The sequence below is a fragment of the Gordonia sp. CPCC 205515 genome (assembly GCF_048537925.1).
Taxonomy (GTDB): Bacteria; Actinomycetota; Actinomycetes; order Mycobacteriales; family Mycobacteriaceae; genus Gordonia.
The window spans coordinates 106,436-127,383 of the sequence record NZ_JBCLVJ010000011.1; the positions used below are offsets into that span (position 1 = coordinate 106,436).

Sequence of the window (20,948 nt, forward strand, 5' to 3'; positions counted from 1 at the left end):
AGTTTCGCTGCCCTTGACAGCAGGGTTTAGTGATGTAAAACTCAGCATAGCCCATCGGGCCGGACGACGACACCGGACGCACCGGTCAAGCGGCATCTCACACACGTCGCTGCCACCCGCATGCCCACCCCAATGTCACCTCGCAGAAACCTCAAGGAGGACGAAATGCCATCATCAGCAACCGGATTCGCCGCCGGATCGTCGACCGGAGGGAGCGCGTTCTGGCATCCGTTCGCGGACATGTACGACGTCAAGAAGAATCGCCTGACGATCACCCGTGCCGACGACGTCTGGCTGTGGGATGACCAGGGGCGGCGCTACTTCGACGGTACCGCCAGCCTGTGGTTCACCAATGTCGGGCACGGTCGTGGCGAGATCGTCACGGCGGTCGCCGACCAGTTGTCGACTCTCGACGCGTTCCAGTGTTTCGGCGACTACGTCAACGAGCCCGCACTGCGCCTCGCCGACATGATCGCCGACCGCGCCCCCGTCACCGATGCCAAGGTGTTCTTCACCAGCGGCGGTGGGGATTCCATCGACACCGCGGCCAAGATCGCGCGCGAGTACTTCGCCGCGGTCGGCCAGCCCGATCGGACCATCCTGCTGCACCGCGAGCATAGTTATCACGGCACGCACGGGTTCGGCACCGCGCTGGCCGGAATTCCGGCGAACCGGCTGGCCGGCCCCTTCGTGGACGATGTGGTCAAGGTTCCGGCGTTCGATGCACAGGCGTTGGAGGACAACATCATCGAGCTCGGCGCCGGTCGGGTCGCCGCCTTCTTCTGTGAGCCGATCATCGGTGCAGGTGGCGTGCTGATCCCGCCGGCGGGCTACCTCGAGGCCGCTGCTGCGGTCTGCCGGCGTCACGGGGTCCTGTTCATCGCCGACGCGGTGATCTGCGGATTCGGACGACTCGGCAACTGGTTCGGCATCGAACGATTCGAGGTGCGGCCGGACATGATCGCGTTCGCCAAGGGGGTCACCAGCGGATATCAGCCGCTCGGCGGCGTCGTGGTCTCCGGCGAGATCGCCGCACCGTTCTGGGACGAGCCCGGACGGGTGTTCCGGCACGGCCAGACCTATGCCGGTCACCCCGCCGCCTGCGTGGCCGGGCTGGCGAACATTGCCATCATCGAACGCGAAGATCTGCTCACCCGCTCGCGAGAGATGGAATCGGTTCTCGCCGAGGGGCTCACGTCCATCGCCGATCATCCGCTCGTCGATCACGTGCGCGCCGGCACGGGCTTCCTCGGCGCCATCGAACTGACCACCGAATCCCTGGCTGCAACACCCGGGCTGCCCGGCTCCCTGATGCAGGCGGTACGCGACCATGGCGCCATCGTCCGTCCACTCGGCAGCGGCATCGCCTGTTCCCCGCCGCTCACGGCGACCGCGGAGCACATCGACCTGCTCATCGACGCGATCGGGCGTGGCCTCGACGACGTCCGCCTGAGCACGTCCGCCTGACCGATTCCCGACGAAAGACTTGCACCATGACTCTTGCCGAATCACCTCCGACGGTCGCATCCGTTGTCTCCCGCTTGGCCACCTGGGCCCGCGACTACGCCCCCACCGCAGAGGATCTCGCACTCGCCGATCGCGCGCTGCAGGACACCGCGGCGGTCACCCTTGCCGCCCGTGATCATCCGATCTCCCGCATCGTCGCCGGAATGCCCGAGGGCGCCCGCTGGTCGACACTGGGGCATGTGCTCGATTTCGACGATCTGCATCTCGAATCGACCACCCACATCAGCGTCGTGATCGTGCCGACCGTGCTCGCCTGCGGCGGCGACGCTAGCGCATACCTCGCTGGTGCGGGAGTGATGGCCCGACTCGGTATGGCGCTGGGCTGGCCCCACTATTCGAGCGGTTGGCATGCGACCTGCACGGCCGGCGCCCCGGCCGCGGCGGTCGCCGCCGGACTCACCATGGGCCTCGACGACGAACAGTTGGCGACGGCGATCGCGCTGGCCATCCCGGCCGCCGGTGGCGTCCAGGCAGCATTCGGCAGCCACGCCAAGTCGCTGCAGGTGGGATTCGCCGTCGACGCCGGTATCCGGGCGGCCGCGCTGGCACAGGCGGGTGCGAGTGCGAATCCGGCCGCAGTCGACGACTGGCTCTCGCTCGTTGGCGGTGACCCAGCCCGGTTGATCATCGATGGTCCCGCCGTACCGGGTGGTCTCGCCATCAAACAGTTCCCGTGCTGCTACGCCATGCAACGTCCGATTGCCGCCCTACGCGACGTCGCCGATCGGCTCCCCGCCGACGTCGATGCGATCACCGGGATGCGTGTCAGTACGCCAGGTTCAGGCATGCAGCCGCTGATCCACGACAACCCCACCACGGGGCTGGCGGCGAAGTTCAGCATGCCCTACGCGGTGGCAACGGGAATCCTCGACGACTACTCCGGATTCGCGGAGTTCTACGACGACGCCGTCCTACGGCCGGCCGCCCAACAGCTGATGTCGCGCGTACGCGTAGAACAAACGCCGACCGGGAGTAACCTCCTCGACGGCGAGGTCACCATCGTCGTCGAGACCGCTGACGGCTCCATCAGTACCTCGATGGCGAACCCGCCCGGATCGCCCACACGTCCCCCAACCCGTGCCGAGATGGTGGCGAAGTTCGCCTCGTGCGGCGTCGATGTACCGGACCTGGTCACCGACCTCACCTGGCAGGCGGCGCCGCAGATGCTGCGGGAGAACCTCACCGCAACAACCCATGCCGCCGCAGGTGCTCCACCAGCCCGTCGGTGAGCGGCAACGCGGCCAACTCCTCGGGCCCGGCCCAGCAGGCATCGGCAGCATCGTCACCGGCACACAGCGTGCCGGCGACGACCTCGGCAACGAAGTCATGCACCTCATAGATCACCTCGCCGGAAGAGGACGGACCGACTCGATTCGGCCCGCTCGCTCCGCTCCCGGCGCCGGCGGGGATATCCACCACCCACGCCTCGACGCCCACCGTCACAGTCAGCCCGGTCTCCTCGAGCACCTCCCGAATCACCGCCTCCGACAACGACTCTCCCGGCTCGACCTTCCCACCCGGGATGCTCCATCGCCCGGCCTGCGGCTCCCGTCCGCGCAGAACGAGGAGTAGCCGGTCGGCGTCGTCGAAGATGATGGCACCCACGCCGAGGATTCGCTGTGTCACGATGTCACCCTACGACTTACGCCCACCCGTGACCGAGGAGAACCGATCGTGGCCGACTACACCGTGACCCGCTCCGAGCTGATCAACGCGCTCCCCGATCAGATCTACCCGCTCATCGTCGACCTGCACGAGTGGCAGAAGTGGTCGCCATGGGAGGGACTTGACCCGGATTTGAACCGGACCTATTCGGGTCCGCAGGCCGGCCCGGGCGCCGGCTACGCCTGGTCGGGAAACCGCAAGGCCGGCAAGGGCACCATGACCATCGCCGACGTCACCGAGCCCACCCGAGTGGCCGTCGACGTCGCCTTCGAGAAGCCGATGAAGTCCTCGAGCACAAGCGTTTTCACCCTCGCACCGCGAGGCGCGAAGACCGAGGTCACCTGGACCATGACCGGCCCGCATTCGTTGTTCTCCCGTATCGCGGCACCGCTGGGCCTGTTCGACAAGCTGATCGGCAAGGACTTCGAAAAGGGTTTGGCAGCACTGAAATCCACAGCCGAATCGCCGTAGCCGGCGGAAGACCGACGCGCGGCGGATCAGCGCGAGTACACCACCCGCGTCTTGAGCACCACATCCTGGATCGACCGCCGCCGCCTGTCGATGGCCACCCACGCCAGTCCGATCGGGAAGAACGTGTAAAAGACGGCACGCAGCAGCGCGACGCTCGGACGCATGACGACCCGCCGCCAGCCGCGCACCCGCAGACCCATCACGACGCAGCCCAGTGTGCGCCCGGAGATCGCCCAGCACGCAGTGTTGTAGATGACCGACGCCATGATCAATCCAGTGGCGGTGAAGAGCGGCCCCGGGTTGGGAAACTGGAACTGCGATGCGTTGATGATCAACAGGAACATCACCAGACCGAGGTAGAGCCCGCCGAGCAACCCGGCAACCGTCACCAAGTCGATGAAGGCGGCGATGCCCCGACTGACGATGCCCGCGGTCTTGTCGCTGTCCTGTACCTGATGATGCGGAACATGCGCCTGCGCCTCACTCACCGGACGGCCCACCGATCGCGGGCGGCGTCTCCCCCTCCACAACCACTTGTCGACGGTGCAGGAATCGGTTGACGACGTTCGCGACGGCGTCGTCGGCCCGTTCACCACTGCTCCGCACATCGATCATGACATCTGCGGTGACCGACGTGCTCGCATCCCGGATGATGCTGGTCAGGTCGACGCCGTCGATGATGTCGTTGGCCAGACCGATGAGGTCGACCCGATCGAGGATGGCGTCGATGTTGATCCGGGTGGCCACCTCGTCGAGGTCGACCCGGTTGAGGATTGCGTCGATGTCGAGGCCCGCCGCGATCTTGTCCAGGTCGACATTGGCCACTGCCGCATCGAGATCCACGCGCTCGGTGATCACCGAGTTCAGATCTACCCGGTCGAGGATGGCGTAGATGTCCAGGCCCGCCGCGACCTCGTTGAGGTCGACGTTGTCGCGCACCAGAGCTGTCAGGTCGAGTTCGGCAAGAATCGCCGAAATGACCACCACGACAAGGGCCTTGCCCCGATCGATGACCTCGGGCGCATGGGCGAGCACCCGCTGACCGTCGGCCGCGAGGCGGTCGATGCCGCGCTGTCCGATCGGGCCGACGACGGGCAGCCGTAACGCCAGCCGCGTCCCGGCAGCCGCCACCCGGGTGGCGCCCACGGCCATTCGGACGCCGAATGCGACCGCACCGACCACCACCGCGACATCGCGCGGTACCTCGTTGTCCACGAATGAATCGTAGGCGAACCCACCGACACGCAGCTCATTCGCCTCGTACGAATTCTCCGCCGTACCGCAGACACTCAGCGAAGACGCCGATGGCCGCCACCCCCTGTGTCGGGAAGCAGCGGCCATCGGCGATGGATTTCTGCCGAGCCTAGAGGCTCTCGTAGAGCTCGCGCGCCAGCTTGGCGGTCTCGGACGGCGTCTTGCCGACCTTGACACCAGCTGCCTCGAGGGCTTCCTTCTTGGCCTGCGCGGTGCCCGAGCTGCCGGACACGATTGCGCCGGCGTGGCCCATCGTCTTGCCTTCCGGCGCGGTGAATCCCGCGACGTAGCCGACGACCGGCTTGGAGACGTTGGCCTTGATGTAGTCGGCGGCACGCTCCTCGGCGTCGCCGCCGATCTCGCCGATCATCACGATGACCTTGGTCTCCGGATCCTTCTCGAACGCCTCGATGGCGTCGATGTGGGTGGTGCCGATGACCGGGTCGCCGCCGATGCCGATGGCGGTGGAGAAGCCGAGATCACGCAGCTCGTACATCATCTGGTAGGTCAGGGTGCCCGACTTGGACACGAGGCCGATCGGTCCCTTGTCGGTGATGTTGGCCGGGGTGATACCGACCAGGGACTCACCCGGGGTGATGATGCCGGGGCAGTTCGGCCCGATGATACGGGTCTTGTTGCCCTTCTCGACGTTGTAGGCCCACGCATAAGCGCTGTCCTGCACCGGGATTCCCTCGGTGATCACGACGAGCAGCGGGATCTCGGCGTCGATGGCCTCGATGATGGCGTCCTTGGCGAACTTGGGCGGCACGAACGCGATCGAGGTGTCGGCGCCGGTTTCCTTCATCGCCTCGGAGACACTGCCGAACACCGGCAGCTCGACATCCGAGCCGTCCTTGGCGGTGTGCGCGACGGTGGTGCCGGCCTTGCGGGCGTTGACGCCGCCGACGATGTTGGAGCCCGCCTTGAGCATCAGCGCGGTGTGCTTGGTGCCCTCACCGCCGGTGATGCCCTGGACGATGATCTTGTTGTCTTTGTTCAGGAAGATCGACATTGGCTAGTTCCTCACTTGCTCGCCAGCTCGGCGGCCTTGTCGGCGCCGGCGTCCATCGTTTCGGCGAGCGTCACCAACGGGTGATTCGCATCGGCCAGGATCTTGCGGCCTTCGTCGACCTTGTTGCCGTCGAGGCGCACTACGAGCGGCTTGTTGGCCTCGTCGCCCAGCTTGTTCAGCGCGCCGACGATGCCGTTGGCCACCGCGTCACAGGCGGTGATTCCGCCGAAGACGTTGACGAACACGCTCTTGACCTGATCGTCGTTCAGGATCACGTCGAGACCCGCGGCCATCACCTCGGCCGAGGCGCCGCCACCGATGTCGAGGAAGTTGGCGGGCTTGACCCCACCGTGGTTCTCGCCGGCGTAGGCGACGACGTCCAGCGTCGACATGACCAGACCCGCACCGTTGCCGATGATGCCGACCTGTCCGTCAAGCTTGACGTAGTTGAGGTCGTTCTCCTTGGCCTTGAGCTCCAGCGGATCGGTGGCGTCCTTGTCGGCGAAATCCGCGTGATCGGCGTGCCGGAAGTCGGCGTTCTCGTCGAGGGTCACCTTGCCGTCGAGGGCGAGGATCTGATCGTCGGGGGTGCGCACCAGCGGGTTGACCTCCACCAGGGTGGCGTCCTCGTTGACGAACACCTCCCAGAGCTTCTGGATGGTCACGGCGGCGGCGTCGAGCACCTCGGCGGGCAGCTTGCCCTTCTCGGCGATCTCGCGGGCCAGCGCCAGATCGACGCCCTTGACGGCGTCGACCGACACACGTGCGAGGGCCTCGGGGTTCTCCTCGGCGGTCACCTCGATCTCCACGCCACCTTCGACCGAGCACATGGCCAGGTAGGTGCGGTTGGCGCGATCGAGCAGGAAGGAGATGTAGTACTCCTCCGCGATGTCGCTGGCCTCGGCGACCAGCAACTTCTTGACGACATGGCCCTTGATATCAAGGCCCAAGATGTTCTCGGCGTGCGACTGTGCGTCATCAGGGGTCGCGGCGTACTTCACGCCGCCCGCTTTGCCACGTCCACCAACCTTGACCTGGGCCTTGATCATCACAGGCTTGCCGATTTCTTCGGCGATCGCCCGCGCATCGGCGGCAGTGTCGGTCACCCGCCCGGGTGTGGTGGGAACCCCATGCTTGGCGAACAGTTCCTTCGCCTGGTATTCGAAGAGATCCATTCAGCTCACCATCTCGTAGATTTGCCCGCGCAGGGAGGTGCGACACCGCAGGTGGTGTGTAACGCGGGCCATATCGGACTTTAAACCTGCGGAATATCCCCTTGTTGGGCGCCTCCCGCGCTTGTGCGACAGATCACTCGCTCGGTCGCGGCTGCGAATCGCCGAACCCGGCGCGATTCGGGGCCATCACGGTGTGATCTCATGGTCTGTCGTCTTCGCCGACGGCTGACTCCGAAAATTCGATAACGCAAAGTTTCGGTCCGCTATGTATCGAATCGTCGAGACATGTTTGTGATGCAACTCACATTAGCCCTGGTTTTGCGGGCTGAGCGTTGGACTTGTCGCAATCATTTCGTTACCGTCGGCAGTCGGTACAAGGTCACAAACGGATTACAGACGGTAACGCAGTGGTCCTGGATAGCAAAGAGATGGGGTGGACGATTTGACGGGACGCGGCACTTCCGCCGGGCCGGTCACGACCACCGGGCGCATCGCCCACGTCGACGACGATCGTGATTGGCACGAATCCGCGTCGGAGATGACCGCCATCATCCCGATCGACGAGTCCGCAACCTCCTGGGATTCGACGGACTGGCATTCGACAGCCTGGGAACGTCACTACCGTCCGACGCGGTCGGAGATCACTCAGGACATCCTGATCCCGGAGTCCGAGTTCGACGCCTACCGCGACGACCCGTTCGACATCGACGGCGCTCACCCGGACTCGGTCACACTGACCGCCACCGAGGCCGACGCCGCACTCTCTGTCATCGACGACGAGAAGCCGTTCCGCACGAGGCCGGCCACCGCAGGCGAGACCACCCGCCGCGGCGGGCGTCACCGCATCGCCGCCCCGCCGACCGCCCTCAAGGGTGGACGCGCCGCGCTGATCGCGATGGCCGCCGGCGCTGCCGTCGCCGCAGCCGCGGTCGCCACCACCGACTCGACCACCACGCCGACCAACGCCGCCAACGTCGATCCGGCCGGACAGGCCCCGGATCTGGGACCGGGCGTGGCCGCCGCCAATCCGGCGAAGGACATGGATACCTTCACCGACCAGCTGGCCGTCGGCAAGGATCTCGCCTCCGCGAAAGAAGCCCGCGAGAATCTGTTGCGCCGCCCCATGTTCATGTCTCCCCTGCCGCTGGGCCAGTACCAGTTCACCTCCACCTTCGCGATGCGCTGGGGCAGCTTCCACGGCGGCGTCGACTTCGCCGCCCCGCTGGGCACCCCGATCCATGCCGCCACCGACGGAGTCGTCATCGAGGCCGGACCGGCGTCCGGCTACGGCAACTGGGTACAGGTCCGCGCCAACGACGGCACCGTCACGATGTACGGCCACATGGCCTCGTCGGGCGTCCTCGTGCAGAAGGGCCAGCACGTCACCGCAGGCGACGTCATCGCTCTGGTCGGCAGCGAAGGCTTCTCCACCGGCCCGCACTGCCACTTCGAGGTCTGGAAGAACGGCACCGTCAAGATCGATCCCGCGCCGTGGCTCGCCGCGCACGGCGTGCACATGTCCGCTTACGTCGGCGGCTGACCACCGAGCGAACCTACGCGCCCGGGGCTCAGTACCTCAGTCCTGATCGTGCGGCCAGTTCCCCTGCAGGATCAGCTCTTCGAACGTCTTGATCAGGTGCGGGTTGAGGTCGGCCTCGGCGCCCTCCTCGAACTTCCCGTCCCACTTGGCGAACCACTGGTCGTCGCGCGCCATGAGATAGATCGGCCAGCCGTGGGTGATCTCGAGTTCGTCGGAATACAGGTCGGTCGACCCGTCCTCCCGCATGTACCAGTGCTTCTTGCCCGAGTCGCGGAATGCCGCGATCTCGTCGCCGGTGACGTAGTACTCGCCGTCTGACTGCTTCATGCCCCGATCCTACGGAGCGCGACGCGTCGCGTGTGGGATCTGCGGATCTACAGCTTCTCACCCGGCAGCCCGCCGAGGGTCATCAGTGCGACGCGTCCGACGCTGCCGCCGAAATCGAAGACGATCCGTTCGGTCGGGCCGCTGCCCTCCTTCGCCACCGCCTTGCCCATCCCATACTTGGGGTGATTGATCCGGTCGCCGACGTCGTAGTTCACCTGCTTGTTGCGTCCGCGGGCCGGGTCCGAGGAGTACGACGACCGCCCGCGGACATCGCTGCCGAATCCCGACTCGCGGCCGAACACCCCGCCCGACGATCCGCGGTGGCGACTCGCCGACCGACGCGGCTCGGTGCGGCGCCAGTCCAGCAGATGCTGCGGAATCTCTTGCAGGAAACGCGATTCCGGGTTCGAGACGGGTTGCCCCCAGGACGCGCGGGTCATCGCGCGACTCAGGTACAGGCGTTGCTTGGCGCGGGTGATACCCACATACGCCAGCCGACGTTCCTCGCTGAGCTCCGCCGGGTCGCCGAGTGCCCGCATATGCGGGAAATGCCCGTCCTCCCAACCGGTTACGAACACAACCGGGAACTCCAGCCCCTTCGCGGTGTGCAGCGTCATCATCGTGACGACACCGTCACCCTCGTCGGGCACCTGGTCGGCGTCGGCGACCAACGACACCTTCTCCAGGAACGCCGCCAGCGAACCCGGTTCGGGCTCACCGTCATTCACCGGGATTTCGTCAAGATCGTCAAGATCATCGATGTCGTCGGAGGCCGCCAGTCCAGCCGCCTCGGCACTGAATTCCCGTGCAACTGCGACCAATTCGTTGATGTTGTCGAGGCGTGCACCGTCCTGCGGATCGCGCGAATCCTCCAATTCCGTGCGGTAGCCGGTGCGTTCGACGATCGCGTCGACCAACTCGCCGATGTCGGCGCCCTCCTCGGTGGCGTCGACGACAGCAACGTCCTCGGTGCTCTCACCGGCCGCACCGAAGGTCGCGAGGAAGTCGTTGCGCAGACCTTCGATGAGTTCGACGAATCCGCCGATCTGCTTGACGGCGCGCGTGTTCAGCAACGACACCTTGCCCTCGGCCGCCTCGACGAGTGCCTCGTAGAAGCTGATGCCGCGGTTCTCCGAATGCACCGCCACGCACGCCTCGGCCCGATCGCCGATGCCCCGGCGCGGAGTGTTGAGGATGCGTCGCAGGCTGACCGAGTCGTCGGGGTTGGCGACCACCCGCAAGTAGGCGACGACGTCGCGAACTTCCTTGCGCTCGTAGAACTTTGTGCCGCCGACGACCTTGTACGGGATGCCGTGGCGGACGAACACCTCCTCCAGCGAGCGGGAGCCGGTGTTGGTGCGGTAGAACACCGCGATGTCGGCGTAGGAGAAGCTCGACGACCCGCCGATCGAGTAGTCGGTGAGTTCTTCGATCTCCTTCGCGATGAACATCGACTCTTCGCGATCGGAGTCGGCGACGTACCCGACGATCAGGTCGCCGTCGCCGGAGTCGGTCCACAGTTTCTTGTCGCGGCGATTCGAGTTCTGCGCGATCACCGCGTTGGCCGCCGACAGGATCGTCTGGGTCGACCGGTAGTTCTGTTCGAGCAGGATTGTCTCCGCGTTCGGGAAGTCCCGTTCGAACTCCTCGATGTTGCGGATGGTCGCGCCGCGGAAGGCGTAGATCGACTGGTCGGCGTCGCCCACCACACACAGCTCCGACGGCGGCACCGCCGCCCCGTCGGAGTCCTCCCCGACGAGTTCCCGGATGAACATGTACTGGGCGTGGTTGGTGTCCTGGTACTCGTCGACCAGCACGTGCCGGAAACGGCGCCGGTAGTATTCGGCGACTTCGGGATGGCGTTGCAGCAGCGACACCGTCTCGCCGATCAGGTCGTCGAAGTCGAAGGCGTTGGCGGCCGCCAGACGACGCTGATACTCGGCGTAGATCCGCGCGACGACGAGCACCGAAGGCTCGTCTTCCGACGCCGCGTCGCGCGCCTCGTCCGGGCCGATCAGCTCGTTCTTCAGGTTCGAGATGGAGACCGCGACGCCCCGTGGGCTGAACTTCTTCGGGTCCAGCTCGAGGTCCCGAATGATCATCCCCAGCAGCCGCTTCGAGTCGTCGGAGTCGTAGATGGAGAAGTTGGAGTTCCGGGTGCCGAGCAGAGCCGATTGGGCACGCAGGATGCGCACGCACGTCGAGTGGAAGGTCGACACCCACATGTAGGCCGCGCGCGGCCCGACCAGGCCGATGACCCGCTCCCGCATCTCGGCGGCAGCCTTGTTGGTGAAGGTGATCGCGAGGATCTGCCCGGGCGTGGTGTCGCGCTCGGCGAGCAGGTAGGCGATCCGCCGGGTGAGCACCGCCGTCTTGCCAGAACCCGCGCCGGCGACGATGAGCAGCGGCGAACCGGCATGCAGTACCGCCGCGCGCTGCTGCGGATTCAGGCCGTCGAGAAGGTGTGCGGAACGATCGTCGGCGCCGGCATCCGACGAGGTGCGGGCCGTTTCCCGGGTGGAGCTTGTCATCACGGTTCAGGCTACTGCAGGCCCCCGACATCGGAGATGACCGACGTGGCGCCGAATCGTCACTGTCGCCGGTTAGGATATGCCGACATCGGGGGGAGTCGTGATGAAGCCGAAGAGCAACACCGTCCCGGCGGTCGTATTGGCCGTCGGACTCGTCGCACTGGTCGCCGCGGTGGTGGTCAGTTTCATCCCGTTTCCGCACACCGGATCACCGACGCCCACCGCTGCGTTCGCCGCGCAACAACGCCTCGACACCGTGGCGTTCAAGCTGGGTACGAGCCCGGGCGCCCGGTACACCGGAAAGCTGACGAGCACGTCGAGTGGCTCGTCGGCGCGGACCTTCGACTTCAAAGACCTCACGGTCACCTCCACCAAGAACGCCGCCGGCGATGTGACGTACGCGAACAACACCGCGAAGTACCGGCAGATCGGCAACTACCGGTGGATCAACGGCCCGTCGCAGCTGTGGACCGAACTCTTCAAGGGCACCTCGGTGCTGCAGTACCTGGACCTCGCGCCGACCAACAACACCTGGTCGGAACTGTCGTTCTCCGGCATGCCCGACTTCGGACAACTGCTGTCGCCGATCGCGCTGTCCGGCCGCATCGGCAACACCGAACGGGTCAAGGCCCCCGAGCCCGGCCTCGAGTTGGCTGCACCGAACAAGGATCTCCCCGACGCGCGGTACTGGCCGACCAGCGACCCCGTGATCACCATGAACGGCACTGACAAGGTGCAGGTCGGCAGTATGGAGACCGCCTTCGACCCGGAGAACGGGACCGTCACCCACATCAAGGGTGAGTTCACCGACGGCGCCACCCAGTACAACCTCGACACCGACGTCACGCCGCTGTCGACCGACGATCTCACCCAGTTGTTCACCGATGAACGCGCATTGGTCCCCGAGGTCCTCAGCACCCCCGCTCCGGGGATTCCGCTCGCCGGCAACCGGGTGTCGACCGGCCCCGGACCGGGTGCCTGTACACCCGCGTCCTGCGACTTCGTCACCACCGTCAGCGGCGCCATCCTGCCCACCTTCGCCGACTCACTGAAGGGGCTCAACGGGCACGTCAACTTCGGGCTGACGGTCACCTTTGCCGTCGACAACCAGCCGCCGGGCTCGAGCGGCGGAACCTGCACCCGGGTTGTCGCCGTCGCCTACGGAGCCAAGGCCACCGCCACCTGCACCGCGACCAATCTGCCGTCGGGCAACGTCGTCAAACCGACGACGAAGTATCAGTATCTGCCGTTCCGGGAGCTCACCGCGGACACGCTGACCGACTACATCGACAACCAGGAGAAGTCGTCGAAGTCGCAGATCGCGATGGTCCGGACCGGCTCGAAGAAAGAGGATGCGGCGAAGTACAACGACCAGATCACCGGCCTGCCCAGCAGTTACGGTGTCCAGGTCGGCGACTACATGTTCGACGGGCTCGGACCGGACGGGAACCTCTTCGTCGCCTTCGCCCCCGGCTACGACGAGCACGTCACCGGTACGACGCTCGACCCCAACTGGTCGGGCACCACGCTGCTGACCGATCAGCTCAAGAAACAGCTCGCCGCGTCCGGGGACCGCGAGATCACCTACTTCGTCGCCGAGACCAGGTTCGCCGACGCGCTGCGTGCGCTGGCGTTGTCGCAGGGAGCCGACTTCGAGAAACTGCGCGTCTACCCGCAGGCACCCACCACCGACTGACCCTCAGCCGATCAGCCGATCAGGCGCGCGTCGACGACCTCACCCACCCGGCCTTCACCGGTGTGCAGCGACAATCCGGGCGTACGCGGGGTCAGCGCAACGGCCGTGCCGTGGCCGCCGAGCTGCACGTAGACGACATGCAGACCCGCGCGCACCGGCACCCGGACCGGCATCCCCCCGTCAAGTTCCATGCTGATCTCGCCGTCGCGATCGGCGCAGTAGCCGAGGGCGAGGGTCCACCGCCACTGAATCAGCGGGCCGTCGAGCCGCAGCCGGGTCGGTCCGGTCACCTCTGGCCGGTCACAGGCGCCGCGCCCGGCCGGGATGCGACGGGCCTGGGTCACCGCGCCGGGCACCATCGCGCCGGTGGTGTCGAGCACGGTGAGTCGGTCGGTGCTCGACGCGAACTCGGGGCGTTCGGCCACCCGCCCGAAGGTGTGGCTGATCTGGTTGTCGGGATAGGCGACGGGCAGCAGCACCTCGAGCGGTAGCGACTGGTCGAACATCGCGTGATCCTGATTGGCCGCCAGCGATGCCTTCGCGTTGGCCAGGTAGTCGCCGGTGGGGTCGTCGCGCCACGACCGGGAGAACGACACCAACGAGATCGACGCCGACACGATGACCAACGCGCCGACCAGCACCGCGACCGCGGCGGTGCGCGACGCCGCGTCCGGCTCGTCGCGGGCGTGGCGGGCGGCGTCGGTGGGTGCCTCGGCAGGCTTCGGTGCCGCGGCGATCAGCGCGATGGCGATGGCGATCACCAGCGCGGCGTCGGGCAGATAGCGCATGGTCTGCGCCAGTTCCAGCGCGGTGTTGGCGCTCGACCGGTTCCACATGACGGGAATCTGCGCAGCCACGACGTAGAGCGCCGCGCACACGATCACCGGCAGACACCCGCGGCGTCGGATCAGCGCCCACGCGACCGCCGCGGCCAGCACCACCCAGCCGGCCGCGATCATCCACACCGACGGAAAACCCATGGGCGGACTCGGCACCCAGCGATCCCAGTGCCAGGGTCCACCGACGAGCGACGGGATGACCGCCTCGTTGATCGAGCGCCACACCAGGCGGAAGGTCTGAGGCAGTGAGTGTTGGCCGGCGGTGGCATCGGCGACCGAGAAGTACAGCAGCATCCACACCACGAAGATCACACCCAGCGATGCCCACAGGGTGCGGGCACCGAGAAACGCGCGGGTCAACGCGGAGTCGACAGCGGTGTCGGGGCGGTCAGAGTCGTCGGCGGGGCGACGGCAGACCAGCACCGCGGTGACGAACGCGACCGGCAGGATGAACAATGATTTCTCGAAGAATGCCAGCGCGATCACGAACACTATCGACGACCGGACCATGATCGTTGTCGCTCCGGCCGCGCCCCGGCCGGAGCGCACCAGGAGCACGGCGTCGGCGACGATCCACGCCATCGCCGCCTGCATCGGCAGCGAGTTCAGCGCCGCCGCCCACCACGCGAACGCCGGCACCGTCATCGGGCTGAACAGGTAAAAGGCAAGGGCGGCAAGTGCTCCCACACCGGCGGCCGGACCGGCCAGCAACCGCACGAGGCGCCACACGCACACCGACGCCAGGGCCTGCAGTAGCAGCAGGGTGAGGGCGGGCGGCAGCCACTGCACCGGCGCGAGCACCGTGGTGATCCCGGCGACCAGAAACGCGCCGGGCATGAAGTGTCCGTCGTGGCTGTGCCCGAGGTAGTCCCAACTGAGGATCGGATGCGACGACGCCCGCCCGATGAGGATCAGATCGTCCCAGTAGAAATTGCCGGTCAGGGCCAGCCATCCACGCAGCACGAGTTGCGCAACGATCAACGCGATGGCCACCGACGACACCGTCCGCCTGCTCAGCATGGCCTCCAGTCTCAGGGGCGGAGAACCGCGTGGCAAAATCGGTCGGGTGACCGACGCCCAGACCTCCGACGAGCAGACCCCCGACGAACAGGCCGCCACCCAAGGCACCGCACTCCCGTTCGACGTGGATGCCTACAACCTGTCGTCCGAAGTCGGCGCCCTCCCCGACGACATCGACGTGCTGCGCCTCGAGATCGACCGTATGGACGCGATGATCCTCGCCGCGATCAAACGCCGGTCCGCGGTCTCGAAGAAGATCGGTGCCGCCCGCATGGCGTCGGGCGGCCCGCGCCTGGTGCACAGCCGCGAGGTCAAGGTCCTCGACCGCTTCGCCGAGCTCGGGCAGGAAGGCCACACATTGGCCATGCTGCTGCTGCGGTTGGGTCGAGGGCCGCTCGGCCGCTGACCCTCCCCTGATCGATTGATCGATTGGCCGCCTGCGGGTTTCCCGCGGCGGCCATTGTCGTGTGCGCTGCGACCCACGTGTGTCGACGCACCTCTTCGACGACGCTTAATTAATCATGGTTAATTTTCCCGGAACCCTTGACAAGTGATCCGAGTCACCGGCACAGTATGATCCAGGCAATTAATCATGATCGATTTCGAACCGCTCTGGACCTCCCATTCGTCTCGCGGATAGACGGTTTGCCACCGCCGCCAGCACCCCGAAGGGCCTGCTTTCCCATGACCGAAGCTCAGCGTTTCCGCATACCCGCATACGTCAGCGTCGCGATCCTGTCCTTTGTGGCGATCGCCGCCGACGGCTACGACCTGGGCATCTTCGGTGCCGCCGTTCCCGACCTGCTCACCGAGCCCGGCTGGGGACTGACCACCGGCGCGGTCGGCGTCATCGCCAGCACCGCGCTGCTCGGCGCCTGCGTGGGCTCGATCGCCGCCGGCGTCCTCACCGACCGGTTCGGCGCGCGCCGACTGTTCCTCGCCGCCATCATCTGGTTCTCGGTGGGTATGATCGCCTGCGCTCTCGCCCCCAATCCGGCCATCCTCGCATTCGCTCGTCTGGCAACAGGTTTCGGTCTCGGTGGTCTCGCACCCGCGGCGATCGCTCTGACCTTCGGCGTCGCCCCGGAGTTGCGGCGGAACTTCATCAACGGCGTGATGCTCACCGGCCTGCCCATCGGTACCCTGATCGCCGCCCTGACGGCGCTGGCGCTCCTCGCCGACACCGGTTGGCGCGGCGTCTTTTTCATCGGCGGTGTCGTGCCACTGCTACTCATCGTCCCGATCGGCATGGTCAAGCTCAAGAAGTGGGCACCCGACGCGCCGCGCGGTGCAGAAGCGTTGGCGGCCAACACATCAGAGTCGGGTCCGCGGGTCTTGCTGCACGGTCGCAACGCTCGGATGCTGACCGCCTTCGTCGCGATCACCTTCTGTTGCCAACTGCTGTCCTTCGGCCTGCTGACCTGGCTGCCGCAGATCATGAAGTCGGCGGGCTTCTCGCTCGGCTCCTCGCTGGTGTTCCTCAGTGTGTTCAGCCTCGGCGCCGTCGTCGGCACTGCCGGCGGCGCCCGGATCGCCGACCGCATCGGCCCGCGCAGTGTGACCATCGCCGGTTTCGCCCTTGGGGCCCTGGGTATTCTGACTCTGGCGATCAACCCGCCGCAGCCGATTCTGTACCTCGCCCTGCTGCTCGCCGGCGCCGGCACGATCGGCATGCAGCCGGTCGTGTACGGGTATGCCGCGCAGCAACTTCCGGCGCAGGCACGCGGCACGACCATCGGTGTCATCGGTGGTGTCGGCCGAATCGGCGGCGTGTGCGGGCCGATTCTCGGCGGGTTCCTGGCCGGCCTCCCGGCATTCGCCAACTTCGCCGGGTTCGCGGCGATCGCCCTCGTCGCCGCACTGCTCGCCGAACGCAGCACCAGCACAGCGGTTTCCGTGGGCGACCCGATCCCCCAGATGTGAACCGGAACCCCGCGAACCGACCGGAGAACCAGCAATGACCACCACCGACGACATCACCGCCATCACGAATGTGGTGCTGCGCGAACGCGCCAGCCGCGACACCGCCCAGTGGGAGGCGATGCGGTCGTGCTTCACGCCGGACTCCCACGTCCAGCTGAGCTGGTTCACCGGCACCGGTCCGGAGTTCACCGACGCCTCGCAGCGCATGTACGACGCGGGCAGTCGCAGTTTCCACGACATCGGCGCGGTCAGCGTCGATATCGTGGGCGACCGCGCGCTGGCCCACGAACCGTGCGCCGTGCACGCCCAGGGATCGCTGGCCGGCGTCGCGATCACGCTCACTTCGCACGGCCGCCTCTACCAACGGCTGATCCGCACGGAAAGCGGTTGGCGCATCGCCGGATTGACGATGCTGTACTACCAGGACATCGTCGGGCTCACCAATCCCGCCGACGATCCGTCACCGCTGGCGGGCTACGAGTTCCCGACCGCACGACCCTTCAAGTACCTCGCCGCGGTCCTCGCCGAGCGTGGGTACACCGTCGACGACGACATCCCGGGCACGGACCGACCCGAGGTCACCGCGCAGTACCTCGACGCCCATCACCGCTGGCTGCATGGCGGCTCCTGAAGTCGCCAAAGATGTTGCGTTGCAGCCACTCATGCCAAGTAGGCGCGGCTGTGATGCTTGACACACCCGCCTCCCGCTGATAGCACGGCAGGGGGCGCCGCGACGAGGCGACGCCCCTCGAGCAGACGGGACGTCAGTCATGGGCAGGTTGTCGGGCAAGGTCGCATTCATCACCGGAGCTGCACGCGGGCAGGGCCGCAGTCACGCCATCCGACTCGCGCAGGAGGGCGCCGACATCATCGCACTCGACCTGTGCGCCGAGGTACCGAGCGTCACGCGGTTCTATCCCGGCGCCACCGAGGACGATCTGGCCGAGACGGTGGCCGCCGTCGAGAAGCTCGACCGGCGGATCGTGGCCCGCAAGGCCGACGTCCGCGACGCCGAAGCTGTCACCGCGGCACTGCAGGCCGGCGTGGCCGAGTTCGGCCGGCTCGACATCGTCAGCGCCAACGCCGGCATCTTCATCTTCGGCGAGGAAACCCACCTGGTGACCGAGAGCGATTGGCGCGACGTCATCGACATCAACCTGACCGGCGTGTGGCAGACCTGCAAGGCCGCAATCCCGGCGATGATCGACGCGGGCAACGGCGGGTCCATCATCATCACGAGCTCCACCGCCGGCATCAAGGGCACCCCGAACGTCGCGCCCTACACCGCCAGCAAGCACGCCGTCGTCGGCCTGATGAAGACCCTGGCCCTCGAGCTCGCACCGCACTCGATCCGGGTCAACTCCGTGCACCCGACCGGCGTGGCCACCAACATGATCCTCAACGAGGCAACGTACAAGCTGTTCATGCCCGACGCCGAGCACCCGACCATGGAGGATGCCGCGCCGATCTTCGAAACCACCAACGCCCTTCCGGTCCCGTGGGTCGACCCGGTCGACATCAGCAATGCCATCCTGTTCCTCGCCTCCGACGAGGCGCGATACGTGACGGGCACCGAACTCAAGGTGGACGCCGGCTACTGCATCAAATAGCCGGATCGACTTAGGAGCCGACCCGTTGGTTGCCGACGCACGCGCGTCGGCAACCACATAGGGTGAGAACCATGAGCGACGTCTCCGGCAGCGACTTCGACACCAGCGACCACCACGACATCACCGCAACCCAGTCGTGGCAGGCGTTGGCCGCCCACCAGCCGCACGTGTTCGCGATGCACCTGCGGGAGGTGTTCGCCGTCGACCCCGACCGCGGACACGAACTCACGATCGACGTCGGCGATCTGCACATCGACTACTCCAAGCAGCGCGTGCTGCGGGAGACACTGGAATTGCTGCTCAGCCTCGCCCGCGAGGCTGGCCTCGAGGATCGGCGCGACGACATGTTCGCCGGCGCCCACATCAACACCTCCGAGGACCGCGCCGTCCTGCACACCGCGCTGCGCCTGCCCAAGAGCGCAACCTTGCACGTCGACGGCCAGGACGTGGTCGCCGACGTGCACGAGGTCCTCGACGCGATGGGCGCGTTCACCGACAAACTGCGCAGCGGCGAGTGGAAGGGCCACACCGGCAAGGCGATCACCGACGTCGTCAACATCGGCATCGGCGGCTCGGACCTGGGACCGGTGATGGTCTATCAGGCGCTGCGCCACTACGTGGACACCGACATCCGCTGTCACTTCGTCTCCAACGTCGACCCCGCCGACATGGTCGGCACGCTCGCCGACCTCGACGCCGAGACCACGCTGTTCATCATCGCGTCCAAGACCTTCACCACGTTGGAGACGCTGACCAACGCGGCCGCCGCGCGTACCTGGCTCCTCAAAGAACTCGGGGCGTCCACCGACGCGGTCGCCAAACACTTTGTCGCGGTGTCCACCAACGGCGACGCGGTTTCCGAGTTCGGTATCGACACCGCCAACATGTTCGGCTTCTGGGATTGGGTCGGCGGCCGCTACTCCGTCGACTCCGCGATCGGACTGTCGGTGATGGCGGCGATCGGCAAGGAGCGCTTCGGCGAGTTCCTCGACGGCTTCCACATCGTCGACGAACACTTCCGCACTGCACCGCTCGAGCAGAACGCGCCGGTCCTCCTGGGCATGATCGGCCTCTGGTACGCCAACTTCTGGGATGCGCAGACCCGCACGGTGCTCCCCTACTCCAACGACATGGCCCGGTTTGCGGCGTACCTGCAGCAGCTGACGATGGAGTCGAACGGCAAGTCGGTGACCGCGAGTGGTCATCACGTCACCACCGACACCGGCGAGATCTTCTGGGGCGAGCCGGGGACCAACGGTCAGCACGCCTTCTACCAACTGCTCCATCAGGGCACCCGGATGGTGCCGGCCGACTTCATCGGCTTCGCCGAGCCCACCGACGATCTGCCCACTGCCGACGGCACCGGCTCCATGCACGACCTGCTGATGAGCAACTACTTCGCCCAGACCAAGGTGCTGGCCTTCGGCAAGACCGCCGACGAGATCGCCGCCGAAGGCGTGCCGGCAAAGATCGTGTCGCACAAGGTGATGCCGGGTAACCGTCCGTCCACGTCGATCCTCGCGCCCCGACTCACCCCGTCGGTGATCGGCCAGCTCGTCGCGCTCTACGAGCATCAGGTCTTCGTCGAGGGCACCATCTGGGGCATCAACCCCTTCGACCAGTGGGGTGTCGAGCTCGGCAAGACCCAGGCCAAGGAGCTGCTCGGCGCCATCGTCGACGCGCAACCGCCTGCCCCGCAGGGTGATTCGTCGACCGACGAATTGGTGCGCTGGTACCGTTCACACCGCGGTCGCGCCGAGTAACACTGGCGCGCACCAGCTCTACTGCCACCGTTCGGCGTCGAACACCTCGTCGGGGATCTCGTCGCCCGGTTCGACACCGAGCGCTTCCAGTCGCCCCATCAACGCTGCCGCGACCGCGATGTGGGTGACGAGATCCTGCGGCTCCGAGGCGCGTTCGGCCGGATCGCCACCCAGGAACTCGAAGGTCGCGGGTGGGACGCAATCCCCCATGTCCAACGACCGGGTGCCGGTCGCGGTGCGCCAGGCATCGAAACTCGCCACGTCGACGGCCTCGGCGATGTCACCGGAACGCACCGCGGCGAGGACGTCGCCGACAGAGGTGAGTGGTCCGGAGCTGCCGCTGGACGGGTCGAACCCGATCACCGTGTCGGCGTCGACCTCCTCGTCGTCGGACAGCGTGAAGTAGACGATGCCCCGCCAGTCGCACGCCAATGCGCTGACATCGTCGCGACCGAAGACGTCGGTCAACACTTCGGTGACCTCGTCTCGTCGTCGTTGACCGAATAACGCGAACGCGCCATTGGCGACCACTTGCCCTTGCTTTGCCGACACATGGGTTACCTTACGCACGTGAGCTTCTGGCGGTCGGTCAAGC

General features: G+C 66.5%; 19 protein-coding genes. 10 read left to right on the top strand and 9 right to left on the bottom strand.

Going from position 1 to position 20,948, the window contains the following annotated elements:
• Window positions 1–165: 165 nt before the first annotated feature.
• Both AAFP30_RS18000 and AAFP30_RS18005 read left to right on the top strand, forming a co-directional pair.
• Window positions 166–1,467 carry an aspartate aminotransferase family protein gene (locus AAFP30_RS18000; protein ID WP_419231352.1) on the top strand — a complete coding sequence of 434 codons (1,302 nt, stop codon included), beginning with the start codon at window positions 166–168 and terminating at the stop codon, window positions 1,465–1,467.
• 26 nt (window positions 1,468–1,493) lie between these two features.
• Complete coding sequence (locus AAFP30_RS18005) at window positions 1,494–2,756, top strand: MmgE/PrpD family protein (protein ID WP_419231353.1); 1,263 nt, start codon at window positions 1,494–1,496, stop codon at window positions 2,754–2,756.
• Here the strand turns inward: AAFP30_RS18005 and AAFP30_RS18010 are convergent.
• Window positions 2,707–3,153, bottom strand: a complete 447-nt coding sequence (locus AAFP30_RS18010) for an NUDIX hydrolase (protein ID WP_419231354.1) — start codon at window positions 3,151–3,153, stop codon at window positions 2,707–2,709. The two genes, AAFP30_RS18005 and AAFP30_RS18010, sit on opposite strands and share 50 nt — an antisense overlap.
• A gap of 48 nt (window positions 3,154–3,201) precedes the next feature.
• Between AAFP30_RS18010 and AAFP30_RS18015 the strand changes: the two genes are divergently transcribed.
• A complete protein-coding gene (locus AAFP30_RS18015; RefSeq protein ID WP_419231355.1) occupies window positions 3,202–3,663 on the top strand; it encodes an SRPBCC family protein in 462 nt (153 codons plus the stop codon).
• Window positions 3,664–3,689: 26 nt separating this feature from the next.
• Here AAFP30_RS18015 and AAFP30_RS18020 read toward each other — a convergent pair whose 3' ends face one another.
• From AAFP30_RS18020 to sucC, 4 genes are all read right to left on the bottom strand, one after another.
• Window positions 3,690–4,151 (bottom strand): RDD family protein, encoded by a 462-nt coding sequence (locus AAFP30_RS18020; protein WP_419231356.1) that lies wholly within the window; start codon window positions 4,149–4,151, stop codon window positions 3,690–3,692.
• On the bottom strand, window positions 4,144–4,878 hold the full coding sequence (locus tag AAFP30_RS18025; RefSeq protein ID WP_419231357.1) for a hypothetical protein: 735 nt from the start codon (window positions 4,876–4,878) through the stop codon (window positions 4,144–4,146). The genes AAFP30_RS18020 and AAFP30_RS18025 overlap by 8 nt, the downstream gene beginning before the upstream one ends.
• Window positions 4,879–5,026: 148 nt before the next feature.
• Complete coding sequence (gene sucD / locus AAFP30_RS18030) at window positions 5,027–5,929, bottom strand: succinate--CoA ligase subunit alpha (protein ID WP_419231358.1); 903 nt, start codon at window positions 5,927–5,929, stop codon at window positions 5,027–5,029.
• An 11-nt stretch (window positions 5,930–5,940) separates the two neighbouring features.
• The gene (gene sucC / locus AAFP30_RS18035) at window positions 5,941–7,104 is read right to left on the bottom strand and encodes an ADP-forming succinate--CoA ligase subunit beta (protein ID WP_419231359.1); all 1,164 of its coding nucleotides are present in this window, start codon (window positions 7,102–7,104) and stop codon (window positions 5,941–5,943) included.
• A gap of 433 nt (window positions 7,105–7,537) precedes the next feature.
• On the opposite strand from sucC, the gene AAFP30_RS18040 reads away from it, so the two are divergent.
• Window positions 7,538–8,644, top strand: coding sequence for a M23 family metallopeptidase (locus tag AAFP30_RS18040; RefSeq protein ID WP_419231360.1), 1,107 nt, complete (start codon window positions 7,538–7,540; stop codon window positions 8,642–8,644).
• A 36-nt stretch (window positions 8,645–8,680) separates the two neighbouring features.
• Here the strand turns inward: AAFP30_RS18040 and AAFP30_RS18045 are convergent, their stop codons facing one another.
• Both AAFP30_RS18045 and AAFP30_RS18050 read right to left on the bottom strand, forming a co-directional pair.
• Window positions 8,681–8,971, bottom strand: coding sequence for a hypothetical protein (locus AAFP30_RS18045; protein ID WP_419231361.1), 291 nt, complete (start codon window positions 8,969–8,971; stop codon window positions 8,681–8,683).
• Between the two features lie 47 nt (window positions 8,972–9,018).
• Window positions 9,019–11,502, bottom strand: coding sequence for a UvrD-helicase domain-containing protein (locus AAFP30_RS18050; protein WP_419231362.1), 2,484 nt, complete (start codon window positions 11,500–11,502; stop codon window positions 9,019–9,021).
• 103 nt (window positions 11,503–11,605) lie between these two features.
• Here AAFP30_RS18050 and AAFP30_RS18055 point away from each other — a divergent pair, with 103 nt between their 5' ends.
• The gene (locus tag AAFP30_RS18055; protein WP_419231363.1) at window positions 11,606–13,198 is read left to right on the top strand and encodes a hypothetical protein; all 1,593 of its coding nucleotides are present in this window, start codon (window positions 11,606–11,608) and stop codon (window positions 13,196–13,198) included.
• A gap of 11 nt (window positions 13,199–13,209) precedes the next feature.
• On the opposite strand, the gene AAFP30_RS18060 is transcribed toward AAFP30_RS18055, so the two are convergent.
• Window positions 13,210–15,057 carry a hypothetical protein gene (locus AAFP30_RS18060; protein ID WP_419231364.1) on the bottom strand — a complete coding sequence of 616 codons (1,848 nt, stop codon included), beginning with the start codon at window positions 15,055–15,057 and terminating at the stop codon, window positions 13,210–13,212.
• Between the two features lie 46 nt (window positions 15,058–15,103).
• Here AAFP30_RS18060 and AAFP30_RS18065 point away from each other — a divergent pair, with 46 nt between their 5' ends.
• From AAFP30_RS18065 to pgi, 5 genes are all read left to right on the top strand, one after another.
• Window positions 15,104–15,463: a chorismate mutase gene (locus AAFP30_RS18065; protein ID WP_419231365.1), complete on the top strand. Its 360-nt coding sequence runs from the start codon at window positions 15,104–15,106 to the stop codon at window positions 15,461–15,463.
• Between the two features lie 278 nt (window positions 15,464–15,741).
• Entirely contained in the window at window positions 15,742–16,980 is a 1,239-nt protein-coding gene (locus AAFP30_RS18070; protein ID WP_419231366.1) for an MFS transporter, read from the top strand.
• Between the two features lie 34 nt (window positions 16,981–17,014).
• Window positions 17,015–17,611 carry a nuclear transport factor 2 family protein gene (locus AAFP30_RS18075; RefSeq protein WP_419231367.1) on the top strand — a complete coding sequence of 199 codons (597 nt, stop codon included), beginning with the start codon at window positions 17,015–17,017 and terminating at the stop codon, window positions 17,609–17,611.
• Between the two features lie 139 nt (window positions 17,612–17,750).
• Window positions 17,751–18,590 (top strand): mycofactocin-coupled SDR family oxidoreductase, encoded by an 840-nt coding sequence (locus AAFP30_RS18080; protein ID WP_419231368.1) that lies wholly within the window; start codon window positions 17,751–17,753, stop codon window positions 18,588–18,590.
• Window positions 18,591–18,661: 71 nt separating this feature from the next.
• Window positions 18,662–20,353 carry a glucose-6-phosphate isomerase gene (gene pgi / locus AAFP30_RS18085; RefSeq protein ID WP_419231369.1) on the top strand — a complete coding sequence of 564 codons (1,692 nt, stop codon included), beginning with the start codon at window positions 18,662–18,664 and terminating at the stop codon, window positions 20,351–20,353.
• 18 nt (window positions 20,354–20,371) lie between these two features.
• Here the strand turns inward: pgi and AAFP30_RS18090 are convergent, their stop codons facing one another.
• Entirely contained in the window at window positions 20,372–20,905 is a 534-nt protein-coding gene (locus tag AAFP30_RS18090) for a hypothetical protein (protein WP_419231370.1), read from the bottom strand.
• Between the last annotated feature and the right edge of the window lie 43 nt (window positions 20,906–20,948).